Here is a 16,522-nt window from a genome sequence, read left to right as displayed (position 1 = left end):
AAGAGTAAATAATAAAATATCCCTAACAACCCCATAGTGATAAGTCAAGCTTTTTCTTGCCTTTGCGACAGTTCACCGTTAAGGTAAGCACAACCACTTTCCCAATTTTCACAAAACCCGAATAGGGGGGATTCTTAAAATATGGACCCGACGTGGCAATCGTTTAAAGGTCAGTTTCTCATGGCCATGCCCGGCTTGGCAGACCCCAATTTTTTCCAAACCGTCACCTGTCTTTCCGAGCATAATCCAAAAGGTGCGATGGGGGTTGTGATCAACCGGGTACACCCTGAAGTTAACGCGAAGATGATTTTTGACGAACTTAAAATACCCATGTCCATTGATGCGGAAAAGGTACCCATCTACATTGGTGGACCGGTACACGCCAACGAACTGTTTATCCTGCATGGTGCACCGTTTGGCTGGGAAGGCAGTATGATGATTACCGGTGCACTGGCGTTGAGCAATTCGCGGGATATATTGGAAGCAATCGCCGGCCGGCAGGGTCCTGCGAATTATATCATCACTTTGGGCTGTGCCGGCTGGGGGCCTGGCCAATTGGAGGGTGAAATTCGTAGCAATGCCTGGATTACCGGTCCATTTTCAGAAGAGATTACTTTCCAACTGGAGGTGGACAGACGCTGGGAGGCGGCCATGCAGGGAATTGGTATTGACCCGGCCCTGCTTTCCGATACGGCCGGTCATGCCTGATGCGTTGTTGGATTCAGGTCAATAAAATTTTTTCAAGGAAAGGGGGGCGACATCATTTTCCACCCATGATTCAGTGCGGTGAGTATTCGTTTAGCTATTCTTTTTCAGACTCGACTTTTTCAGGCTCGTCTTTTTTGGGTTTTTGTTTGGGTTTTTTCTTTTTTAGACAAACTTTATCCTTTCTGACGAACGCACAGAGCTTGGGATTGTAGTACTCCTTGCAGTTCAGCGGATTGTACAATGGGCATTCCGGATGTTTTTCTGACATGTGTTTGGTCTTCCTTAACTGATAGACAAGCGTCGCACAAGCGCCCATCTTATTCGTTTAGAACACGTGTATATCATTAAATGGTAAGATTTACAAGCCATTGTGTTCTTTCGGCTGATTCGCTTGCCCCTATGGTGGCGGGGCGGGAAATCTTTGACAATCGTTTCGTTTGAAGGTAAAAAACCGTGACCAGCACGCGGATGCCTGGCCACCAGACTATTTTGGTTGTCGATTAATGACGGGCATTTGGGGCTGGAGCTATCGCGAACCTTTAAGAAACGATCGACATGCCTTTTTATCAGGAACTGAAAAACCAACTCGCCCAGATCAGTGATGACATGCAGCATCTGCTGGGCGATGCAGAGAAAATCACCGGCGCTGATGGCCAGGGCCTCTCACAGTGGAAAGAGACCTGCCAAACGCTTACCGCACAACTATCCGAAGAGACCATGCGGATTGCCGTGGTGGGCGCCATCAAATCAGGCAAGAGCACTTTTGTGAATACCCTGTTTGGTGGCGATTATCTCAAGCGTGGGGCCGGCGTGGTGACGTCTATTGTCACGCGGGTGAGAAGCGGCGACCGGTTGCGGGCCACCTTGCATCTTAAAACCTGGGAAGATGTCAACCAGGATATCAACGAGGCGGCTGTTCTCCTGCCCGCCCATCATCAGTCGGAAAAAGATGGCGGATTTGACATCCGACGCGATGAAGATCGCCGGGTAATCGAAAAAGCGCTGGGTGAACTGGCGGCCGACCAGTTGATTGTCAACGACACACGCAGCTCCGGGAGCGTACTCTTGGCCTCCTACCTGAAAGGCTTTGGGCGCGCCGCGCAGCATGTTGGGGAAGATCCCACGACGGTTGTTTTCGAAGGTGAGCAATTCCCACTGCATCGTGATTTTGTCGGTGACGATGCCCTGGCCGTATATCTCAGGGACGTGTTGGTGGAAATTGACCATCCGGGGCTGGGCGCCGGTGTGGAAATCGCCGATTGCCAGGGCAGCGACTCTCCCAATCCACTTCACATGGCCATGATTCAGGATTATCTGATGATGGCGCACCTCACGATTTATGTGATCAGCAGCCGTACCGGACTGCGCCAGGCGGATATCCGTTTTTTGTCCATGATCCGCAAGATGGGAATTATCGATACCGTGGCCTTTGTCATCAATTGCGATCTCAGCGAGCACGAATCCGTATCAGCGCTCGAAGCCAGCGCCACCAACATTGACGCAGATTTGCGGTTGATCTGCCCGGATCCGCAGTGGTTCACGTTTTCAGCCTTGTTCACCCTGATGTCCCAGATGGAGGCGACGCTTTCTGCAAGAGATCGCAAGCGCTACTACCATTGGTGCCAGGAATCGGACATGGTCGATTTCACCACCGGCCAGCGCAGCCGTTTTCACCGGTTCCTGGAACAAAAAATAAGAGGTGAGCGAAGCACTTTGCTGTTCAAGAATAACCTGGAACGGCTTGAGATCGTCGCCACTGGAATGGGCGGCTGGGTGCGTTTCAATCAGGACCTTTTAGGCCGTGATGCCGGTGAGGCACGCGAACTGGCCGATCGTGCCCATCATCAACGGGGACGTCTGGATCGATTGAAAGTCACGCTAAAAAATACCCTGGACGGCGCTGTGACCCAAATCAAACGGGATCTGAAAAACGCCGTTGACCGTTTTTTTGACCGTCATGGCGACGGCCCGGTGCCCAGTATCATTCACTTTGTGCGCAGCTATCAGGCGGATCTGCACCGCTACAATGAAAGCCTGGATACTGCCGGATTCGGGAAAACGCTGTACCTGGTATTCCAGGAGTTCAAGCAGGCCGTGGATGCCACCATGGCCGAAACCGTCAATCCGCAGGTGATCCATTTTGTCAAGGATCAGGAAAAGCATCTTTTGGACACCCTGGATGAAATCGCCGGGCCATACGGTGCCATGATCGATGATGCGCTGGCCCAATATGAGGGGGCCATGGATAACCGTGCCGTTCCTATTAGACGACAATGGCCGCGGATCAGCATCGCTTTGGATCTGGAACGGATTCGTGGCAATGCCGCGCTGTCTCTGCCGCCGGCTGCGGCGACCATGCACTATTCTACACAGATCAAAACCGAAGCGATCATGCGCTTCGGGGTCTACAAGATTATCAACCTGATTAAAAAAGCATTTAAGAAAACAGGAGACAAAGCGCAGCAGGAAAAATTTATGGCCTTGGCTTCAGGCATCAAGCGCATGAAACGGGAGACCGAACGATCGATTTTGTTTCATCTTAAAGATTATAAGGAGAATATTAAATTCCAGTATTTGTTGAAGCTATCCGATGCTGCCGGTCAAGCGGTGTACAGTCAGATGCTTGAGCGGTTTCAACACCAGGGCGCGGATCTTTCTAATCTGGTGGAACGGGTCAATGCCCAACAGCTGGATAAGGAGAAGGTATCGGTTGCACTCGCGGACATGGAAACGACGTCGACATTGCTGCAGGAAAAGATCAGTGCGCTCAAGGCAGATTTAGATCAATTAGCCAATCTTGATTAACTTATAGAACCAACAATATAGAAGGGAGGCAAGATGGCCAACAAGAAAACCAGAGCGATTGCAGTAGCCAATGAAAAAGGCGGCGTGGGTAAAACCGTCACCGTGATCAACTTGGCCGCGGCGTTGTCTCAATCGGGCCATTTAGTCCTGGTGGTAGATATGGATCCACAAGCCAATGCCACTCGGGGGCTGGGCGTGGAGATGGATGACGACCAGCCAACGATCTATGACCTGATCATGCAAAACGATTCGAAAACGGTGCAGGATGCGATCATTTCCACCCGATGGAAAGGTCTTGATCTGATTCCCTCGCATGTGGATCTGTCCGGTGCGGAAATTGAGCTGGTGGATGCCGAAGGTCGGGAAAATCGGCTCAAAGAAGCATTAATGCCGATTCTTGGTGAATACGACTTTATCCTGATGGATACACCGCCCAGCCTGTCGCTGCTTACCGTCAATGTTTTTACCTTTGCGTCGGAAGTGCTGGTGCCCTGCCAGACCCATCCGTATGCGTACGGCGCCCTTGCCGAACTGTTCGATACCATCGAGGCGGTACGCGAAGAGATCAACCCGGATCTGACCATTTCCGGTATTGTTCCCACCCTTGTGGATCTGCGTACCCGTGTGGCCAACGTGATTTTAGATCAGCTAAAAACCAATGAACGCTACCAGGATCTCGTATTCGATACAGCCGTACGAGCCAACACCACCATTGCCGAAAGTGCCGAGGTGGGCAAACCCGTGGTGTTTTATCGTAGCGGCAGCTATGGTGCCAAGGATTATAAGGCGCTGGCTGAGGAAGTCGTGTCAATGTAGATCTAAATCACCGATCACCGATCTTCGCCCGATACAACCGCAGGCTGTTGGACACTACCGAGATGCTGGAAAACGCCATGGCCAGGGCCGCCAGAATCGGGTGCAACTGGCGTAGCATCATGGGCAGCGTCTCAAAGGGATAAAGGGCGCCGGCGGCCACAGGAATCAGGACCGCATTGTAGAAGAACGCCCAAAACAGATTCTGGCGAATGGTGGTCATGGTGGCCCGGCTCAAGGCAATGGCTCGGGGCACCCCGTTGAGGGACCCGGCGGCCAGGATCACGTCGGCGGTTTCAATGGCTATATCTGTGCCCGTGCCAATGGCAAAGCCGATATCGGCCTGGGCCAGGGCCGGCGCATCGTTGATGCCGTCGCCCACCATGGCGATACGCTTATCATCTTTCTGCAGGGTTTTGACCTGTGCGGCTTTTTCTTCGGGGCGCACCTCGGCCAGTACATGGTCCACACCGGCTTGCCTGCCAATGGCCTGTGCTGCCCGCTGGTTGTCGCCGGTGAGCATCACGGTTTTCAATCCCTGCTTTTGAAGCATGGCAATGGCCGCTGGTGAGTCGGCTTTGATCTGGTCGGCCACAACGATCAACCCCATCATCTGCTCTGCCTGGGTGACCACCATAACGGTTTTGCCCTGGGCCTGAAATGCTACGGTTTGTTCCATCAGTTTTTCGGGAATCAATCCGGGGTGATGGTCAAACCAGTGCGGTTTACCAACTCTCACCGTGCGGCCGTTCACACTGGCCTCCACGCCGTCGCCGCCATGTGCCTTGAAATCCTGGGCCGACATCAAGGTCAACGACTGCGTTTGCGCCTTTTTTACCACGGCCCGGCCAAGCGGGTGCTCGGACCCTTTTTCCACTGATGCGGCAATTGTAAGCAACTGATCCACGGTCATACCGTTTTCGGTATGGGGGACGATATCCGTGACTACGGGCTTGCCCTGGGTAATCGTGCCGGTCTTGTCCAACACCACCGTGGATAAATGGGTGGCGCCTTCCAGGGCGCGGCTGTTCTTAAAAAGGATGCCTTGTTCAGCCCCTTTGCCGGTGCCGGCCATGATGGCCGTGGGCGTGGCCAGACCCAGGGCGCAGGGGCAGGCAATGACCAGGACCGCCACCATGCGGATCATGGCGGTCACGAAATCGCCAACAGCAGCCCACCAGATGGCGAACACCACCAGGGCAATCAGGATGATCACCGGCACAAACACGGCAGCCACCCGGTCGGCCAGCGCCTGAATGGGGGCTTTGCTGCCCTGGGCCTCCTGCACCAGACGGATGATCTGGGCCAGCGCGGTTTCACGGCCCACGCGGGTGGCGATAAAGGTTAAAAGGCCCTGACCGTTGATGGTGCCGGCGGCCACGGTGTCCCCCTGGCGTTTATCCACGGGAAGGGGCTCGCCGGTAAGCATGGATTCATCCACGGCCGAGCTGCCCTCGATGACCTGCCCGTCCACCGGGATGCGCTCACCGGGCCGGACAACGACCCGATCGTCCACCCGGACCCGATCAATGGGAATCTCCTGCTCTCTATCTTCGCGGATGACCGTGGCGGTTTTGGGGCGCAGGCCCATGAGCTTGCGGATAGCATTGCCGGTTTTGCCTTTTGATCGGGCTTCGAGCAGTTTGCCCATCTTGATCAGGGTGATGATCACTGCCGAGGTCTCAAAATAGACATGATCGCCCAATCCTGGAAAGAGCAGAACGGCCAGGGAATAGATGTAGGCCGTGGACGAGCCCATGGCCACCAGTACATCCATGTTGGCGCTTTTGTTGCGCAGGCTCTTCAGCCCGCTGACGTAGTAATCCCAGCCGGTGTAAAACTGAACCGGTGTGGCCAGCAGCAAGAAAAACCAGCTGACCCACGGTTGATGGCTCCAGGTACCGATGAGCCCGAAGTCTCTACCCATGCTGACTAAAAACAAGGGTAGGGCGAAAATGACCCCCACCGTGAACTTGCGGGTCTGATCATCAATCTCCTGCTTTCTGGCCTCGGCCTCTGCGTCGGCCGGCTCACCCTCCTGCTGGATGATGGCCCCGAATCCGGCCTTTTCCACGGCTGCCGCCAGATCCTCCAGGGTGACCATGGCGGGAAGGTAGTCGACCGTGGCCCGTTCGGCGGCAAAATTAACCGTCGCACCGACCACGCCGGGAACCTTTTTGTTCAAGGTCCGTTCGATGTTCATGGCGCAGTTGGCGCAGGTCATGCCCGTGATCGGAAAATCGACGTGCGCTGTGGCGACCTTGAATCCCAACCCCTCGACCTGGTGAATAAGATCTTTCGGAGAAGCATTTTTAGGATCAAAGGTCACCGCCGCCTGCTCGGCGGCAAAGTTGACATTGGCCTCGTTCACCCCGGGCAGTTTTTTCAGGCCCCGCTCGATGTTCATGGCGCAGTTGGCGCAGGTCATGCCGGTGACGGGCAAGGTCAGTGATTGATTGGCCATTGGTTTGCCTATTGCGCCGGGTAATTGATTTCAGAAAGCGCGGCCCGAATCTGTTCAATGGATGCCGGGTCGTTCCACTCGACAACAACGGTCTTGGTCTCAGCATCGGCTTTTGCCGACGTCACACCTTCCACATCGGCCAGTTCAGACTCGATGGCCGATACGCAGTGTCCGCAGGAAATATTGGGAACCCTCAATGTTTCTTGTGTCATGGTTGCCTCCTTTTTATGAATTCAAACTCCAGCATTCAAGATAATGTTTTTGGGATGCGTTATCGGTTGCCGCGGTATTGATCATACCGCTTCCCTCCTCTATCCTTGCCAAAAACATTATCTTCAACACAATATACCATGCATATAAAATAAGCGGTTTGAGACAACTGGCAAGCTTGGGTTTAAATTTGTAAATGGTGGTTAACGTCGATTCAACACTACTGCTTCTCTGCTGGTTTTTTTTAAGAAAGCAACATCTGCGCCTTCAGGTCCAGCGGAATACCGGATCTACAATTATAAACCCTATTTTTATTGAGCCCCGTCCCCTAATAAAATTCTCATCCTGACTTAACACCCCCCTAATACGCATCTCGAATATACAAACGTTTACGGTTTAGAAACCAAGTAGAACAACATTCAATCAAGGGGAAAGCAGATGAAATCGAAACCAAAATACAAGACCATTCGTCCTTTGGCCATGTTGGCGCTCATCCTGATGCTGGCGACTTTGGCCATTACCGGTTGTGGTGACAGCGATGACACTACTGAAAACACACAATCTACGGTCACCATTTTACATGTCAATGACGTTCATTCTCACCTGGATACCGACTCACTCGATCTGGACGTGGACGGCACAGAGACCCGCTGCGAGATCGGCGGCATGGCCAGGATGGCGGCCCTGATCGAGGATCTGTCCACCGAACATGAAAATCATCTGGTGCTGCACGCCGGTGATGCAGTGCAGGGGACCTTGTATTATACCCTGTTCGAAGAGGATGCCGACGCGGAGGTGATGAACGCCATCGGCTTCGATGCCATGTGTATCGGTAATCACGAATTCGACGATGGTGATCAGTGGTTGGCGGATTTTATCGGCAAGCTGGACACGCCGGTGATCAGTGCCAACATCGAGGTGCCGGAAGGCCATGTACTGGACGGTCTCTTCTCACCGTATATCACCACCAGCGTTGACGGTGAGACCATCGGCATCATCGGGGTAACCATCGCCGGCAAGACCATGGAATCTTCTCAACCGAGCGATGAGGTGAGTTTTTCCGATGAGATTGCCTCGGTTCAGGCGGCTGTGGACAGTTTGAAGGCTGAAGGCGTCGGCAAAATCGTGCTTTTGAGCCACTACGGTTACGAGAATGTCGTTGAACTGGCTCAGGCAGTAACGGATCTGGATGTCATCGTCGACGGGGATTCGCACACCCTCCTGGGCGATTTTAACGCCTACGGTCTCGACAGCTCCGGCAACTACCCCACCGTCGTTCAAAACGCCGACGGTGATGACGTCTGTATTGCCCAGGCCTGGGAATACGGAAAGGTTTTAGGAGAACTGGAAGTGACCTTCATGGGGGACAAAATCGACGCCTGCAGCGGCACGCCGCATCTGATTTTGGGCGATACCTTCGTTCGTGAGGATGAAGAGTACGGCGAATACACCGTTGCGGGCGATGAACGGACACAGCTGATAACAACCATCACGGCCGACGACAAACTGACGATGGTCGCTGAAGACGAGACGGTGGCCGGCATTATCGCCGGTTATACCGAACAGGTGGATGCCCTGGGAGCGATCGTCATCGGCACTGCCGGTGAAGACCTGATGCACAACCGGGTTCCCGGCCACGAATACAGCGGCGTCACCCTGGAACTGGGCAGCGACATCGCCCCCATTGTCGCCAAGGCGTTTTATGATTTGGATCCCAATGCCGACATCTGCATTCAGAATGCCGGCGGTGTGCGCATCAATGTCGAGGCCGGTGATATCACCTACGACACTGCCTACACCCTTTTGCCCTTTTCCAACACCTTGTTCGAAATCGAAATGACCGGTGCTCAGATCAAGCAGGTCTTGGAAGATGCCATCGAAAATATAGCCCAGGGTGGCTCAACCGGTTCCTTTCCCTATTGCTATGCATTGAAATACGATGTGGATGCGCGAAGCGATTACGGCAACCGCTTGAGCAATCTCGAAGTCAAAGACCGGACCACGGGCACTTATGCCAGCCTGAACGATGATGCCGTGTATGTCGTTGTGACCAACAATTACATCGCCGCTGGTCGCGATGGATACGACACTTTCGCCACGGTGCAGGAACAAAACGGGCCGGGGACTGACACCTATCTGGACTACGCCCTGTCTTTCGTCAACTACGTGAAAGCCGAGACCGCTGCCGGAGAAACGATCATGACGCTTCCGGTGGAGGACCGCTGTATTAAAAGCTATATTTCCACCGATGACACAACGGACGATCTTTGATTGACTGGAAAAAAATAAAATTCCGGATGCACCCATGCTGGTGCATCCGGATTGCCTATTTGACCGGCCGCCTTATCATTTCCGTTTAACCCATCAAAAATCCGCACCTGTTTTCCGCCATTTGTCCCCGGAGGATGAATCTTTTTAGCCCCCTGATAAAGTTGCTTCATTTTAAGGCAAATATATAAAAATATTAAATAATATCAAGTTGTTAAGCAATTATTTCGGGCGGCGCATGCTCTATTTTGAGGCAGGATGGAAGATTGAATAATGTCGGAAAATATTTATAACTAACTGTTATATTAATAAATATTTGTGTGGCACACGCTTTGCTTTGGTATTGGTCAACAGCAAGCCACCAGGGGAAGGAGTCAGGCGACATGAAATCAAAGGATACAAAGGAGGGAGCCAAATGAAAACATTAAGCATTATTTTACTGAGTGTCGGCCTCATGTTAACCGTCAACACCAACGCCCAGGCCATCACCTTTGATTTCGACGGCCTGGTTCCCAGCATTACTGACGGGAGCGATTTTGACCCATTGTTATTTGACACCGAGTCCATTTTCGCAGGAATGGATGAGCGCATCGACCGGGTCAGTGTCATGCAGGGCGATTGGGGCCAAAATGGAAGATTCTTTAGGCTGCGGGGCTACCATTTTGCCGACCTGGTTTTTGAATTTGCCGTTTTTGCCCGTCAGACCGAATTCGGGGAGGCGCCCATGGCGCCGGAGGGGCTGCATATTGACGACATGGGCTTTGATATTCCCGGTATGGATTGGAATCCCCCCACCCCTCAGGATAATCCGGTTCCCACACCCGAGCCGGCTACCCTGATGCTGCTGGGAAGCGGCCTGCTGGGAGTGGGCTGGACCACCCGCAAGGCCAAAAAAAAGTTAAGCTGAAAAATCCTTTCAAAGAAGGCGCTTGCCTGGGGCAGGCGCCTTCATTTTCGAATTTTTAACCCAACCCCTTCCTATGCCTCCTAATTTCTCCGGGGATTCTATCAAAAAAGCGACATCTGTCCTTTCAGGTCCAGCGGGATACCGAATTCGTTCTCAAAATCATCCTGAATGTCCTTAAACGCAGCCGGTGTCAAACCGGTAATGCTGGCCGTGATCGTATCGCTTTGTTCACTGGCAGCCAGGTAGCTGATGCGACAGCCATCGGGCAGCATCGAGCGTAAAAGCGTGCGTGGACGCGGTACATCACGTTTTCGTTTGGGTGGTTCGTAAATCACCGTCCGTCCGGCGACCCGCCCAATGTGCCACTTCAGGTAGCCGTATCGTTCGTTGTCCGTTTCCGGCGATCGGAATGAAATGCGCAGGCTATTTTCGTCCGCACGCAGTCTGGCGCCGACCACGCCGGCCTGTTTGAGTATATCCCGGGCCGCCACACGGGCCTGGTCGACGGTGCATTCTCCCTCGGCCGGTTCGTAATGGAGCACCGGCTCGCCGTCCAGACCGGCGGTAACGACTTCCGGCGGCAGGCTCATTAAAATTGATTGGACTTCCTCCAGGCAGGTTGCATCCCGAAGGCGCATAAACGCGTCGGGACAGGTGACTTTGATGCCGGAAAACGAGTGTGCCTGACGAAACGGATCCGCTCCGCGGCTGCGCCAGCCTTTGGAAAGGCCGGCCATCTGCGTGGCTCCGTATTGCAGGGGATGGGCGCTTCGATCGACGATATCGATGACGATGCAGGTGGTTTTGCCCGGTGCCGTGCGTAAACCGCGGCCCACACACTGGGTGTAGACCAGCGGGGAGGTGGTGGGTCTGGCCATCAGGATGCATTCCACGGATGGATCGTCGAATCCTTCGGTCAGCACCCCGTAATTGGTAAGCACCTGTATTTTTCCTGCGGCGAACCGTTTTAAAATCTCACCGCGATTTTTGGTCTTACCGTCAATTTTCTCCGCTCGAATTCCAAGGTCTGAAAGATCCGCGGCCAGATCCATGGCATGATCGACACCGGCGCAAAAGGCAATGGTTTTTTTGCCCTCGCCCTGTTCCAGCCACGCTTTAAGGGTCAAGGCCCTGGTGGCGGGCGTGTTCATGACCCTGGAAAGCGCGCGCACCTGAAAATCACCGGCCGCCATTTTGACCTTGGAAAGGTTCAGGTTCCCTCGAATGGTGAAATAGCGCATGGGCACCAAGTAACCGAGATCTTCCAGATCGGTTCGGGAAATCTCGAATGCACATCGACCAAAAACGTCCAAGGCGGACTTGCCGTCCGTCCGTTGGGGGGTGGCCGTCATGCCAAGCAGCAGGGTGTCCTGGTCCGCCTGGGTGTGGAAGTAATCGATCACCTCTCCCCAGCTTGGCGCCAGTGCCCGGTGGCATTCATCGCAAATGATCAGCGCATGGGCCTTGGGGTCATAATTTTCCTTTCGGCGTACCAGCGATTGCACGGATGCCAGGACGACTGCGCTGTTTCCCCGGGCAATGCGAGCCCCCTGGTCGATCTGTACCTTGATGCCGGGAAGATGCCGCCGGATGGTGCGTGCGGTCTGATCGATAATTTCCCGGCGATGGGACACGAAGAGCACCCGGCCAAAGTCCTTGGTGGCGCGTAAGGCCTTGATAATATGGGCCGCGATAACGGTTTTCCCGGCACCGGTGGGCAGATACAAGAGCATCCGTCGCTGGTGTTTTTCCTTAAATGCCGAAACCACGGCGGCAACGGCCTTTTTCTGGTAGGGGCGCAATCGAAAGGATTTGCTCATAAGAATACAATCATCTAATGATTCAATGTTGGCTTCGGTGAGAAAACGAGCGATTTGACCCGAGTTGTCCGGATCGTATCTGAATCCGGACGCAATGCCCGCCGCACTTGATTTACAAGTGCATACCATAACGTCATCCAGACGGAAGATCAAGACCGTTTGGTTGTACAGAATTCTCAGGCCCAATGGAAAGAGAACTACGGGCGTTGATTGAAAAATGGTGTTACTGAAGGGTTTTAAGACGCTCGATAAAATCGGATAACCGTTTGACGAACTGGTCTTCCAATTTTTCAAATTCGATCCCTAAAGCGATCCTGAATTCGTCAAAATTGGTATTGCGCACTTTTCCTTTTAGCGCTTGCGGGTCCGTATAGCCGGATAAAGAGAGAGAAAGATCGATGTCCGTCAGAACACTTACCCGCTGAAGTTTAAAGGTCGGCGGTATTTTTACGTTGAACTGGCAACCATGATAGCTGATATCGGTGACCAGTCCCTTTAGGGCTCTTTTTTGAACATTTGCCGTTGCCGGAATGCAGCAACCGATCCTGTCCTCTTTGCGCAAGGGAACCTGTTCAACCGTTTGCGGATAGGAGATGAAAACCAGTTTATATTTTTCCAGATAATCCATCACAGAAGCGTTGTAGGTGTATACATTGCCCGAGGCGGCACACTTTACCCCCAGTGGCTGTCCTTTTTTGAGCGAGGCACTGTTAAAATCAGATGGCAGACGGAAAATGGTGTATTTAGGCGGCTCGGATCCCACGAAGATGCCTTCGGTTTCCTTTTCCTTTGGATCATTTGAAAAAGTCAGGGATGCAGGCTCGCCCACAGGGAGTTTGATTGCTTGATCTCCATGCTTGATGGGCGGTGTGGTATCTTGGGACATATGATTCTCCTGTTTTCTGGGTTATGCATATGCCAGGCGAACCCACTGATGAATCCAATTGGGATTAACAATTTGTTATTTCAGTACAAATCGTTAATATTGAATGGGCAGTGGTAATGGACCATGCCAGGCAAAAATGCAAGTATCATGAAAATCCCCACAGATACAGTTTGCCGGTACAGTTCATCTGCTATTTGTCGTTGGTTAATGGAGCGGTGATCGAGATGGGATTTTTTTACTTGAGTATAGCGACTTGTTTATTTTGTGTCAATCGCCATAATAAAACAGTAGGTTGGGGGGGCAAGATTAAGTGTGAAGTGTGAAGTGTGAAGTGGTGGATCGGATCTAATTTTATATATAGTGTCCTTTGCCCTTCAATCTGTTGGATTTCGTACCTCAACCCAACCTGGGATGCTGGCATGGGACAACGCAATCCCAAGTCGTGGTCGTTGTCAGCGAAGCGGTGGTCGTAATCGTAATCGAGAAAAGGAAATTACGATCACGACCACGACCACGAAGATATAGCGCCAAGGGTTTTTCATTGGGCTCCCATGCTGAAAATGTGGGCGCGCGCACAGCTGTTCATTTGAACGTGATGAGGGCTCCCAAGCGGAGCTTGGGAACCAGTTAATTTGACGGGGATGCGCTCTGCGTGGGAACGAGGCGTAAGTGGGCGAAGTTAGAACCAAGCCACGTTACAGTTTTTTCCGCAACATCGTTATCGATCCTTCGGGGAATGGCTCGATAAAGTACGTTTATTCGATCATGGCCAGCAATTGGTGGGTGGCGACTTGATCCCCGACATTGACCAGGATATCGGCCACTGTCCCGGCGACCGGTGTCACAATTGGATTTTCCATCTTCATGGCTTCCAGAAAAAGAAGCGTCTCGCCTTCAGCAACCGCCTGACCCTTTTTGACATCCAGTTTAACGATGGCTCCCGGCATGGGGGCGACAATCTCTTTGCTCATTTTTTTCCTTTCAATCTTGTTGCAGTTCCTTGATATTGGCATAAAAATCCAAAATTTCCGGATTTTTCAGCGCGTCTTTGTTTTGCACGGTTTTGCCTTCGATGATTTTCTTGACGGCAATTTCCACTTTTTTCATGTTCAGCGTATAGGGAATGTCGGGAACCGCGATGATCTTTGCCGGGACATGCCGGGGCGAGGATTGGGTGCGGATTGTCTGCCGGATCCGGTCACAAATGTCATCGCCTAATGCATGACCATTGATCAGCTTGACAAATAAAATCACCCGAACGTCGTTTTTCCAGTTTTGCCCCACAACCAGCGCGTCCTCGATTTCCGGCAGGACCTCCACCTGGCGATAGATCTCCGCCGTGCCGATGCGGACTCCACCCGGGTTTAGGGTCGCATCGGAACGCCCATAAATCACCACACCGCCGTGGTCGTTGATCTCAATGTAATCTCCGTGGCGCCAGATGCCGGGGTAAACATCAAAATAAGCCGCATGATATTTTGTACCGTCCGGGTCATCCCAGAAATAAATGGGCATGGAAGGGGAGGGGGCGGTGCAGACCAGTTCCCCTTGCTGGCCGATCACCGGCTGACCATTGCTGTCGTATGCCTCGACCTTCATTCCCAGTCCGCGGCATTGCAGCTCGCCGGCATAAACCGGGCCGATGGGATTGCCCAGGGCAAAACAGCCATTGATGTCCGTTCCGCCGGAGATGGATGCCAGTTGCAGGTCCTTTTTGATATCGCGGTAAACGAAATCAAACCCCTCGATGGAAAGGGGCGAGCCGGTTGACAGAAGGGCCCGCAGCGGTGAAAGATCAAACTGCTCAGCGGGCTTCAAGCCGGTTGCGGAAAGGGCCGACAGGTAACCGGCGCTGGTGCCGAAAACGGTGATTTTTTCGGCTTCGGCCATCTTCCATAGGATGTCGGGGCCGGGGTGGAAGGGATTGCCATCGTAAAGGACCAGGGTGGCACCGACGGATAGGGCGCAGGTCAGCCAGTTCCACATCATCCAGCCGCAGGTCGTGAAATAGAAGATGGTGTCCTCCCGTTTCAGGTCCGTGTGCAGCAGGTGCTCTTTCATCTGTTGCAGCAGGATGCCGCCGGCGCTCTGGACCATGCATTTGGGCAGTCCGGTCGTACCGGAAGAGTACATGATGTACAGGGGGTGGTCGAACGGCAGCTGTGTAAATTCCAGGGGTGAAGGGTTTTTTATCTTGAAATCATGGAATCGGACGCTGTTGGGGATTTTGCTCAGATCCGGATCATCCTGGGCGTATGGGACGACGACAACCTTTTCCACGGAATCGATCTGTTCGAGGATTTTCTGTACACGATCCAGGCTGTCGATACGCTTGCCCTTGAACCAATAGCCGTCGGCGGTGAACAGGACCCGGGGCTTGATCTGGCCGAATCGATCGAGGACGCCTTTGATGCCGAAATCGGGTGAGCAGGACGACCAGGTCGCCCCCAGGCTGGTGGCAGCCAGCATGGCGATGATGGTCTCGGGCAGGTTGGGCATGAATCCAGCCACCCGGTCACCGGTCGTCACGCCTAACGATTTGAGGGCCGCCGCCACGGCGCTGACCTCGGAAAACAGCGCGTTGTACGACAGCTCTCGGCGGATGCGATCTTCACCGTAAAAGATGATGGCGGTTTGCTCATCACGAAAGCGCAGCAGGTTTTCGGCAAAGTTGAGTCTTGCCCCCTCAAACCATCTGGCGCCGGGCATGGTCTTGTCATTATTGATGATTGTGGTGGGTTGGGTCGATGCGATAACACCGCCGTAGGCCCACATTTCCTGCCAGAAATCGGAAATGTTTGTCACCGACCATTGCCACAGGTCATTGTAATCGTTGATGTGTTGATCGTACTCTTGGTTGATGCCGTTGATAAACGCGGTCATGTTGGCGTTTTGAACCCGCTCGTCGGACGGTTCCCATAACAGTTTTCCCATTTTACACCTCTTTTTTCGTTTTCAAAGGTGAGCCAATGTTATCGATTATTGATTGTACAGCACGGCCAGCACGGTTGCTGTGTCGGATTTGGCGGTCAGCCAGTGGGGGGTGGTGGATGAGTAATACACACTGTCCCCGGGTGACAATTCATGACGCTCGGAACCGAGTTCCAATACCACCGTCCCCTGAAGCACATAAATAAATTCCTCACCATCGTGTTGAGATGTTTCTTTCTGTGAGCTTTCGATCAATTTGACGAGCAACGGCTCCATGTGGCGGCCTTTGACTTCAGCCGCCAGTCCTTTGTAAATGTACAATTGCTGCTGCCCGCCTTGGGTTGTGGAGCGGGAAATGGTTTTTTGTTCTCCCATGCGCGTGATGGCATAGGGTTTGTCGCCCTCACCGGAAATGAGACCACCGATGGCAGCCTCCAGTGCCTTGGATAGTTTCATCACCGTGCCCAATTGGGGCATGACCTCCCGCGTCTCGATCTTGGACAGCAATTCGGTGGAAAAACCGGTCATACTGGCAAGCTCCTCGATGGAAAATCCCTTTTCTTCCCGAAGGGCCTGGATTCGATCGCCGATTCCGGTTATACCGACCGGTTCCGACTGGGCGATTTCTCCTGTCAGCTCTTGGAAGTAATCGACATTAATATGGGGCAGGGACACAGTTGAATTCATTTTTTTCTCCCTTCTTATTCACC

Annotated in this window: 13 protein-coding genes; 5 read left to right on the top strand and 8 right to left on the bottom strand. The window is 53.0% G+C overall.

Features of this window, described 5'->3' with window-relative positions:
- The first annotated feature begins 141 nt into the window (after positions 1-141).
- A complete protein-coding gene (locus Dvar_RS28055) occupies positions 142-708 on the top strand; it encodes a YqgE/AlgH family protein (RefSeq protein ID WP_419656451.1) in 567 nt (188 codons plus the stop codon).
- A 94-nt stretch (positions 709-802) separates the two neighbouring features.
- Here the strand turns inward: Dvar_RS28055 and Dvar_RS28050 are convergent, their stop codons facing one another.
- Positions 803-976, bottom strand: a complete 174-nt coding sequence (locus Dvar_RS28050) for a hypothetical protein (protein ID WP_419656450.1) — start codon at positions 974-976, stop codon at positions 803-805.
- Between the two features lie 287 nt (positions 977-1,263).
- Between Dvar_RS28050 and Dvar_RS28045 the strand changes: the two genes are divergently transcribed.
- Both Dvar_RS28045 and Dvar_RS28040 read left to right on the top strand, forming a co-directional pair.
- A complete protein-coding gene (locus Dvar_RS28045) occupies positions 1,264-3,513 on the top strand; it encodes a dynamin family protein (RefSeq protein WP_419656449.1) in 2,250 nt (749 codons plus the stop codon).
- A 33-nt stretch (positions 3,514-3,546) separates the two neighbouring features.
- Positions 3,547-4,329, top strand: a complete 783-nt coding sequence (locus Dvar_RS28040) for a ParA family protein (RefSeq protein WP_419656448.1) — start codon at positions 3,547-3,549, stop codon at positions 4,327-4,329.
- Between the two features lie 7 nt (positions 4,330-4,336).
- On the opposite strand, the gene Dvar_RS28035 is transcribed toward Dvar_RS28040, so the two are convergent.
- Positions 4,337-6,790 carry a heavy metal translocating P-type ATPase gene (locus tag Dvar_RS28035; RefSeq protein ID WP_419656447.1) on the bottom strand — a complete coding sequence of 818 codons (2,454 nt, stop codon included), beginning with the start codon at positions 6,788-6,790 and terminating at the stop codon, positions 4,337-4,339.
- An 8-nt stretch (positions 6,791-6,798) separates the two neighbouring features.
- Positions 6,799-7,002 carry a heavy-metal-associated domain-containing protein gene (locus Dvar_RS28030; protein ID WP_419656446.1) on the bottom strand — a complete coding sequence of 68 codons (204 nt, stop codon included), beginning with the start codon at positions 7,000-7,002 and terminating at the stop codon, positions 6,799-6,801.
- Positions 7,003-7,438: 436 nt separating this feature from the next.
- On the opposite strand from Dvar_RS28030, the gene nadN reads away from it, so the two are divergent.
- Both nadN and Dvar_RS28020 read left to right on the top strand, forming a co-directional pair.
- Positions 7,439-9,271, top strand: a complete 1,833-nt coding sequence (gene nadN, locus Dvar_RS28025) for an NAD nucleotidase (RefSeq protein WP_419656445.1) — start codon at positions 7,439-7,441, stop codon at positions 9,269-9,271.
- Between the two features lie 412 nt (positions 9,272-9,683).
- On the top strand, positions 9,684-10,175 hold the full coding sequence (locus Dvar_RS28020; RefSeq protein ID WP_419656444.1) for a PEP-CTERM sorting domain-containing protein: 492 nt from the start codon (positions 9,684-9,686) through the stop codon (positions 10,173-10,175).
- Positions 10,176-10,276: 101 nt separating this feature from the next.
- Here the strand turns inward: Dvar_RS28020 and Dvar_RS28015 are convergent, their stop codons facing one another.
- The 5 genes from Dvar_RS28015 to Dvar_RS27995 form a co-directional block, all read right to left on the bottom strand.
- Complete coding sequence (locus Dvar_RS28015; RefSeq protein ID WP_419656443.1) at positions 10,277-12,124, bottom strand: DEAD/DEAH box helicase; 1,848 nt, start codon at positions 12,122-12,124, stop codon at positions 10,277-10,279.
- A 94-nt stretch (positions 12,125-12,218) separates the two neighbouring features.
- Entirely contained in the window at positions 12,219-12,881 is a 663-nt protein-coding gene (locus Dvar_RS28010; protein ID WP_419656442.1) for a PilZ domain-containing protein, read from the bottom strand.
- A gap of 755 nt (positions 12,882-13,636) precedes the next feature.
- Positions 13,637-13,852: a biotin/lipoyl-containing protein gene (locus Dvar_RS28005; RefSeq protein ID WP_419656441.1), complete on the bottom strand. Its 216-nt coding sequence runs from the start codon at positions 13,850-13,852 to the stop codon at positions 13,637-13,639.
- Positions 13,853-13,862: 10 nt separating this feature from the next.
- Positions 13,863-15,815 (bottom strand): acetoacetate--CoA ligase, encoded by a 1,953-nt coding sequence (locus Dvar_RS28000; protein WP_419656440.1) that lies wholly within the window; start codon positions 15,813-15,815, stop codon positions 13,863-13,865.
- A gap of 45 nt (positions 15,816-15,860) precedes the next feature.
- Entirely contained in the window at positions 15,861-16,499 is a 639-nt protein-coding gene (locus tag Dvar_RS27995; RefSeq protein WP_419656439.1) for a helix-turn-helix domain-containing protein, read from the bottom strand.
- Between the last annotated feature and the right edge of the window lie 23 nt (positions 16,500-16,522).

Origin of the sequence: Desulfosarcina variabilis str. Montpellier, assembly GCF_048565275.1 — a bacterium.
GTDB lineage: Bacteria > Desulfobacterota > Desulfobacteria > Desulfobacterales > Desulfosarcinaceae > Desulfosarcina > Desulfosarcina variabilis.
This window is presented reverse-complemented; position numbering and strand designations above follow the sequence as displayed.

What these genes read in the sequence shown, in the direction of transcription:
- Dvar_RS28045 (WP_419656449.1), top strand. Translation starts at nt 1,264, where the DNA reads ATGCCTTTTTATCAGGAACTGAAAAACCAACTCGCCCAGATCAGTGAT.
- Dvar_RS28010 (WP_419656442.1), bottom strand. Translation starts at nt 12,881, where the DNA reads ATGTCCCAAGATACCACACCGCCCATCAAGCATGGAGATCAAGCAATC.
- Dvar_RS28020 (WP_419656444.1), top strand. Translation starts at nt 9,684, where the DNA reads ATGAAAACATTAAGCATTATTTTACTGAGTGTCGGCCTCATGTTAACC.
- nadN (WP_419656445.1), top strand. Translation starts at nt 7,439, where the DNA reads ATGAAATCGAAACCAAAATACAAGACCATTCGTCCTTTGGCCATGTTG.
- Dvar_RS28040 (WP_419656448.1), top strand. Translation starts at nt 3,547, where the DNA reads ATGGCCAACAAGAAAACCAGAGCGATTGCAGTAGCCAATGAAAAAGGC.
- Dvar_RS28000 (WP_419656440.1), bottom strand. Translation starts at nt 15,815, where the DNA reads ATGGGAAAACTGTTATGGGAACCGTCCGACGAGCGGGTTCAAAACGCC.
- Dvar_RS28030 (WP_419656446.1), bottom strand. Translation starts at nt 7,002, where the DNA reads ATGACACAAGAAACATTGAGGGTTCCCAATATTTCCTGCGGACACTGC.
- Dvar_RS27995 (WP_419656439.1), bottom strand. Translation starts at nt 16,499, where the DNA reads ATGAATTCAACTGTGTCCCTGCCCCATATTAATGTCGATTACTTCCAA.
- Dvar_RS28050 (WP_419656450.1), bottom strand. Translation starts at nt 976, where the DNA reads ATGTCAGAAAAACATCCGGAATGCCCATTGTACAATCCGCTGAACTGC.
- Dvar_RS28005 (WP_419656441.1), bottom strand. Translation starts at nt 13,852, where the DNA reads ATGAGCAAAGAGATTGTCGCCCCCATGCCGGGAGCCATCGTTAAACTG.
- Dvar_RS28015 (WP_419656443.1), bottom strand. Translation starts at nt 12,124, where the DNA reads ATGGTATGCACTTGTAAATCAAGTGCGGCGGGCATTGCGTCCGGATTC.
- Dvar_RS28055 (WP_419656451.1), top strand. Translation starts at nt 142, where the DNA reads ATGGACCCGACGTGGCAATCGTTTAAAGGTCAGTTTCTCATGGCCATG.
- Dvar_RS28035 (WP_419656447.1), bottom strand. Translation starts at nt 6,790, where the DNA reads ATGGCCAATCAATCACTGACCTTGCCCGTCACCGGCATGACCTGCGCC.